Consider the following 6,677-nt stretch of genomic DNA (forward strand, 5'->3'; position numbering starts at 1 on the left):
TCAGGCCAGCGACTCCTTCTGGTGGAAGACGGACGTGCAGGGGTCCCAGATGTTGTCGCAGAGCAGCGGGCCGCTGCCGCCACTGCCCTCGTTGTTGTTGTCGTAGTACTGGTAGATCTCCGAGGGTCCGTAGCCGTACGGGTTGTCGAAGTTGCCCTCCCAGTCGACCCCGTACGCCCCGGGCATCCAGGAGTACTGCTGCGGCGGCCGGTAGGTCATCGAACCGCCGCCGACGCTGTTCTTCGGCAGCAGCGTGTAGCGGTTGCCGGTCAGGTCGCCGCCGTACTCGACCATCATCCAGTCGCCGTTGTCGTCCTGGTAGAAGTAGACGCTCCGGCCGCAGCACGGGGTGACCGGGGTGACCGGGTTGTTGCCGCCGGGAGTACTCGCGTCACCGGTGCCGGTGGTGGTCGGATCGCTGCTGCCGGTGATCGAACTCTCCGCGACCCACATGCCGAGCCAGAGTTCGAAGAGCGAGCTGTCCGGCGGCGGGTACGCGATCCCCGGCGGCACCGGCCCGCCGCCGCCACCGCCGGACCAGCGACGGCAGGCCCAGCGGCTGTAGTTGTTGTCGCAGGCGTCGTCCATCGTCTCGAAGAAGGCCGCGTGCATCTGGTCCGGTGTCGGGGCCGACCGGCCCGGCTGCGGCTTGGTGACCACCTGGTGGAAGGTCGGCGCCTTCGGCCACAGCCCCGGGCACTTCGCCTGGAGCCAGCTCGCCATGGCCTTGCCGAGGGCGACCGAGCCGGCCCGGTTCGGGTGGTGGCTCTCCTGGAACGCGTGCAGCTTCTCGCCCCCGGCCAGCAGCCCGAAGTCGGCCAGCCACGGGTTGAAGTAGCTGTCCGGCTGCCCCGCCTCGTGCCCGGCGACGACGCTGGCGCCGCCCGACCCGGCGGTGTTCGGGTCGAAAATCTCGATCTTCGGCTGGTTCGGGTGGTTGGTGTTGTACTGGTTCACCGCCGCCCGGATCGTGTTGTTCAGCGCGACCGCGTACCCGTGCATGGCGTCCAGGGCCGGGCCGCCGAGGAACGGGGTCTGCGGGTTGCCGCTCGGCTTGACCCCGACCGGATAGAGGGTGACCACGATCATCGCGTCCGGAGCCGAGGCGTGGGTGGTGGCCAGCGAGCCGTAGACCTGCTGCTGCACCTGGGGCAGGTTGGCCGTCTCCCGGGCGATCGCACCGCGTACGTCCGCCGCCTGCCGGTTGGTCCAGGGCCTGATCAGGTTGCCGCTGAGCAGCGCCGTCGCGGCGGCCTTGATGTAGGAGGCGAGCGCCACCTCCAGGATGTCGGCGTAGTGCGCGTCGTTGCCGCCGAAGCCGTAGATCACCACGTTTGAGTCCTGCCGGATGCCGTCGGCCTGCGGCTGGTTGCGCGGCCGGCCGGTGTCCGGGTCGACCTGTGGCAGCACGAGATGCTTGGTCTGCGCCCCGGACGAGGCGAGGAAGGCGAGCCGGTCCGGGCCCCACTCGGTGTCGATCTGCCCGTCGATCACCGAGATCGAGGGCGCCAACTGCCGGTTGCTGGTCTCCAGGTAGAGCCAGGCCAACGCGCCGGGGGCGTACGGCGAGCGGTGCCGCCAGAACGTCGAGTAGCCCTCGCCGGGCTCGTAGGCACCGGTGCCCTCGCCGGAGGAGAAGCTGTCCCCGACGACGCTGGTGATCCGGGGCGTGGCGGCGGGCAGCACGGTGGAGCCGGCACCGCCGCAGCCGGGGACCGTCGGCGGGGCGGCCGAGACGGGCGGGGCGGCGCCCAGCACACCGAGACCACTGGCGACGAGTACCGCCACCAGCAGTCGGGAGGTCACGGCACGGTGCCGCGCCTCGGAGACGAGCAGCATCGATCTACTCCTGTCTTCGCGGGGAAACGGGGGTTGTTTCACTGGACGTACGGCCAGTCAATGGAAAAGAGTGTTCGGGTCCGGACGCGGTGGTGTCAATCGATTGACATCAGCTCGTGCAACGGTCCGGAGACCTGCGGGTGGGTACCGGTGGGTTCCGCGCCGCGCCCTGCTCGACCATGGCCCGGATTTTCGGCGGGGCCGGTGGCCTCGACTCCGGACGCACCGGCCGGCCGGGCCGTCGGGCACGGGCTAGGGTGGTGGCTTCATCGCCGGCCCGAGGTGGGAGGGGTTCCGTGTCGCCGCGCTCAGAGCGGCTCAACCAGGAGCTTCGGGCGCGATCCCGGGAACGGATCCTGGCCGCGGCGCTGGAGGTCTTCGCCGAGCACGGGTACGAGAGCGCGACGATCTCCCAGGTCACCGAGCGGGCCCAGGTGTCCCGGGGACTGGTCTCGTACTACTTCCGGACCAAGGAGGAACTGCTCGCCGCGATCCTGGACCAGTGGCTGAGCAGCGTCTTCACCCTGCTCGACGGGCTCGATCCGGCGGCCGGCCCCGACCAGCGGCTGCGTACCGTCATCGACCGGGTGCTGACCACTGCCCGGGAACGCCTGGCCGAGCAGCGGTTGATGCTCTGCCTGATGGTCCAGCCCAGCACCCGCACGACGTACGCCCGGGTGGAGCGGAGCCGGGCCGCCGAGGCGACCGCCTTCGAGAACTCACTCCGGGAGATCTTCGCCGACCGGGGCGCCGCCGATCCGGCCGTCGAGGAGGTGCTCTGGCGCAGCATGATGGAGGGGGTGCTGTTCAAGCTCGCGGTCTACACCGACAGCTATCCGCTGGACGCCGTCCGTACCCGGCTCTACCAGCTCTACGGCCTCACCGAGACCGACCCGGCACCGACCGCCGCCGACCAGGCCGCGCCGATCCGGCTCCGCATCCCGTAGCGCCCCGGGCCGGCCGCGCCCGCCGGTGGGCCGGGCTCAGCACTCGATGACGTTGACCGCGAGCCCACCCCGGGCGGTCTCCTTGTACTTGACCTTCATGTCGGCGCCGGTCTCCCGCATCGTCTTGATCACCTTGTCCAGCGAGACCGTGTGCTCCCCGTCGCCGCGCAGCGCCAGCCGGGCGGCCGTGATCGCCTTGACGCTGGCCACCGCGTTCCGCTCGATGCACGGAATCTGCACCAGACCGCCGACCGGATCGCAGGTCAGCCCCAGGTTGTGCTCCATGCCGATCTCGGCGGCGTTCTCCACCTGGGCCGGCGTACCGCCCAACGCCTCGGCCAGCCCGGCCGCCGCCATCGAGCAGGCCGACCCGACCTCGCCCTGACAGCCGACCTCGGCGCCGGAGATCGAGGCGTTCTCCTTGAACAGCACACCGATCGCGGCGGCGGCGAGCAGGAACCGCACCACCCCGTCCTCGGACGCCCCCGGTACGAACCGGGTGTAGTAGTGCAGCACCGCCGGGATGATCCCGGCCGCGCCGTTCGTCGGGGCGGTCACCACCCGACCGCCGGCCGCGTTCTCCTCGTTGACCGCGAGCGCGAAGAGCGTCACCCAGTCCATCACCCGCAGCGGGTCGGTCGAACCCGGATCCGCCTCCAGACCCCGGCGCAGTTCGGCGGCGCGGCGCCGGACCCGCAGCCCGCCCGGCAGCGTGCCGTCCCGCCGGCTGCCCCGGTCGACGCACTCCCGCATCACCCGCCAGATCTCCAGCAGCCCGGCCCGGACCTCCGCCTCGCTGCGCCAGGACCGCTCGTTGGCCAGCATGATCCCGCTGATCGGCAGCCCGGTCTCGGTGGTCAGTGTCAGCAACTCGGCGCCGGTGCTGAACGGATACCGGACCCGGGTGCTGTCCGGCTTGATCCGGTCCGCGCCGGTCGCGGTCTCGTCGACCACGAACCCGCCGCCCACCGAGTAGTAGGTCCGGGTCCGCAGCGGTTCACCCGCCGGGTCGTACGCGGCGAAGGTCATCCCGTTCGGATGGAACGGCAGCGACCGGCGGCGGTGCAGCACCAGATCCCGGTCGGCGTCGAAGTCGACGTCGTGCGCGCCGAGCAGGTTCAACCGGCCGCTCGCCCGGATCCCGGCGACGGTCTCGGCGACCCCGTCCGGGTCGACCGTCTCCGGCGCCTCCCCGAGCAGCCCCAGCAGTACGGCCGGTCCGCTGCCGTGCCCGTGGCCGGTGGCGCCGAGCGAGCCGAAGAGTTCGGCGCGTACCCGGGCGGTGCCGGCGAGCAGCCCGTCGGCCTTGAGCCCGGCCGCGAACGTACGGGCGGCCCGCATCGGGCCGACGGTGTGTGAGCTGGACGGCCCGATCCCGACCGTGAACAGGTCGAAAGCGCTGATCATCGACATCCCTTCCACGCCGGCGTCGTTGCCGGATCGCCGCCCTGTGACCTGCTGGTTCTTCCCCAGCATCGCCCCTGACCTGCCGATGCGCGAGCCTACCCGGACCTCGGGCGAGCGATGTTCGCCCACCGACCCGCCCGGGTACACACCTACGGGTACGGCGTGTCCGAATCCGCCTCCGGACCGAGGGCGGCGGGAACCCGCGTTCCTACCGTGGAATCAGCCGCCGTGGAAGCCGACGAGGTGACCGGCTTCCGGCGTCGAGTGAGGAGAAGACGACAATGAGTCGCAGACTGGTCCGCCCCCGGGAGAACCGCATGATCGCCGGCGTCTGCGCCGGCCTGGCCCGCCGTTTCGGCATGTCCGCCGGGATGATGCGGCTGCTCTTCATTCTCTCGCTGCTGCTGCCGGGTACGCAGGTGGTGATCTACCTGGCGCTCTGGATCATCATGCCGAACGAGGACCGCTACCTCGCCAACGCCCACTGACCCGACCAGCCCGGGGCCGGCCCGGCCGGTCAGGTGGACTGGCCGGGTGCCAGGCCCAGTCGCTGTTCCGTGATGCGTCGGCGGATGCCGGCGGCGGTCCGCGCGACCTCGTCGGCCAGCAGGGCGCACCGGTGACGGCTCTGCCGGCGCAGCACGGTCAGCAGCCCGGCCTGGATACCGAGGACGACGACCGCGAAAGCGGCGACGACGGCGAAGGTCCGCCCCGGCGGCCCGTCGAACCCGGTCACCACCGCGACCCCGACCGCGATCAGGGTCGACCCGCTCCACACCGCGAGCCCGACGGCGACGACGAGGTGGTCGCGCAGCCATCGCCGCAGCGTACGGTCACGTCGGGCGTACAGCGCCGGAACGGTTTCGTCGGACAGTCCGGTCAGTACCTTCCCGAGCCGGTCCAGGTCCCCGGGCGGCAGCCGGTCGAGCCGCTCCGCCTCGGCGCGTACCCGGCGCAGCACGTAGCGGACCTTCACCCGGTCGTCGACCGGTACCGTCTCCGGTGGCCAGACCTGTTCGAAGTCGGCCTGCCGCACCGCCCGGACGCCGGTCCAGGTGACGATCGCCAGCGGCAGCGGCAACGCCATCAGCAGGCCGAGGTAGGCCAGCAGCGAGGCACTCTCCCCGGTGACGACGTTGATGCCGTACCCGCTGGTGGCCGCGACGACGACGGCCGCGGCCGGCCCTCGGACGTGGGTGAGGTAGATGTCCTGGCGAGCCCCCTCCACCAGCCGGTCGAGGGGGCCGAACCAGGGCCGCAGCAGGTGGACGACCAGGTTCGCGACGAGGACGACCGCCATGACCAGGATGGACCAGATCGCGGCTTCGAAGAGCAGTGGCGGCTCGTCGGCGGATGGTGCCGCCAGCGCGGTCAGGTCCACTGTCGGAGGATAGTCCGCGGCCGGCCCCGAGGGTCAGGGCCGGCGCGGTCCCGTCCGGCGGTCAGGGTTGGACGTAGGTGATGGTGACCTTCTCGTAGCCGAGCGAGCGGAGCAACTGCTCCAGCATCTTGCGGGTGTTCTCCTGGGCCCGCTCGCCCAGCCCGCTGCTCTTGGCGGAGTCGGCGATCTTCTGCTCGGCCTTGAGGTAGACCTCGCGCTGCCGGTTGGGGTCGCCGCCGAACACCTCGCCGAGCTGGTTGAGGATGCCCCGGTTCTCCGCGAAGACGTAGCTCCGGTCGAGGTCGAGGTTGACCTGACCGAGCTGCGGGGCCGGCAGCCGGATCTCCACCGACTTGCGGTCCGCCGACTCGGTGACCGCGCCCTCGCCGATCTTTCCGAAGTCGACGTACGCGTCGACGGTGCCGGCGCCGACGAACAGGGTGCGCTCGCCGAGCAGGAAGTCCGGCACGTACTTGCGGTTGCGCTCCAGGTCGACGACGACCTCGAAGTTGCCCTCGGCCGCCACGTAGCGGCTGAGGTCCTGGATCGACTTCAGCAGCGGCGGCTGGCTGCGGTCGGTCTCCTCCTTGGCGAACGGGTTACGCCACTCCGGCAGGATCCCGCTGACCTGCACACCGAGCACCAGCACGGCGACCACGCCGATGATGCCGACCAGGACGAAGAGACCGCGCCCCCACCCGCCGCCACTGCCGGCCGGCAACGGTCCGGGCTGGTCGGGCCGGGCCTCGTCCCCGTCGAACGGCCGGGTGCCGTCGTCCGCGCCGTCGGCCCAGGGATCGGCCGGGCCGGGCGGGCTGGCCTGCCCCTTCGCGTAGCCGGGGAACTCACGCGTGGGCTGGTTGACATCGCCTTCTCGGGACATCCGCCCTCACCGTCCTTGTCGAAAGAGCACCTGAGGAAAACGGTACGGCCCCGGTACGACAGCCGCGAGTCGAGCCGTACCGGCCCGGCAAGGACTCACGTTTGCCCAGCTCAGGGCGGCATCGAGCCGGGGAGAACCCGGGTCGGCCTCACCGCCGGGGCGATGACGCCCCGGGTCGGCGGGGTCGGCACGACCACCGTGGCGATGCTGTTCCGCAACG

6 protein-coding genes are annotated in these 6,677 nt (G+C 71.3%); 2 read left to right on the plus strand and 4 right to left on the minus strand.

Going from position 1 to position 6,677, the window contains the following annotated elements; translation table 11 throughout:
- Positions 1–1,839 (minus strand): SGNH/GDSL hydrolase family protein, encoded by a 1,839-nt coding sequence (locus Pen02_RS28490; RefSeq protein ID WP_203869212.1) that lies wholly within the window; start codon positions 1,837–1,839, stop codon positions 1–3.
- Between the two features lie 296 nt (positions 1,840–2,135).
- Between Pen02_RS28490 and Pen02_RS28495 the strand changes: the two genes are divergently transcribed.
- Entirely contained in the window at positions 2,136–2,786 is a 651-nt protein-coding gene (locus Pen02_RS28495) for a TetR/AcrR family transcriptional regulator (RefSeq protein WP_203869213.1), read from the plus strand.
- A 36-nt stretch (positions 2,787–2,822) separates the two neighbouring features.
- On the opposite strand, the gene Pen02_RS28500 is transcribed toward Pen02_RS28495, so the two are convergent.
- Complete coding sequence (locus Pen02_RS28500) at positions 2,823–4,193, minus strand: L-serine ammonia-lyase (protein ID WP_203869221.1); 1,371 nt, start codon at positions 4,191–4,193, stop codon at positions 2,823–2,825.
- Between the two features lie 281 nt (positions 4,194–4,474).
- Between Pen02_RS28500 and Pen02_RS28505 the strand changes: the two genes are divergently transcribed.
- On the plus strand, positions 4,475–4,681 hold the full coding sequence (locus Pen02_RS28505; RefSeq protein WP_203869214.1) for a PspC domain-containing protein: 207 nt from the start codon (positions 4,475–4,477) through the stop codon (positions 4,679–4,681).
- A gap of 29 nt (positions 4,682–4,710) precedes the next feature.
- Here Pen02_RS28505 and Pen02_RS28510 read toward each other — a convergent pair whose 3' ends face one another.
- Together Pen02_RS28510 and Pen02_RS28515 are read right to left on the minus strand one after the other, a co-directional pair.
- Positions 4,711–5,574 carry a hypothetical protein gene (locus Pen02_RS28510; protein WP_203869215.1) on the minus strand — a complete coding sequence of 288 codons (864 nt, stop codon included), beginning with the start codon at positions 5,572–5,574 and terminating at the stop codon, positions 4,711–4,713.
- 61 nt (positions 5,575–5,635) lie between these two features.
- On the minus strand, positions 5,636–6,457 hold the full coding sequence (locus tag Pen02_RS28515) for a DUF4230 domain-containing protein (protein WP_203869216.1): 822 nt from the start codon (positions 6,455–6,457) through the stop codon (positions 5,636–5,638).
- Positions 6,458–6,677 lie beyond the last annotated feature (220 nt).

Source organism: Plantactinospora endophytica (assembly GCF_016862915.1).
Taxonomy (GTDB): Bacteria; Actinomycetota; Actinomycetes; order Mycobacteriales; family Micromonosporaceae; genus Plantactinospora; species Plantactinospora endophytica.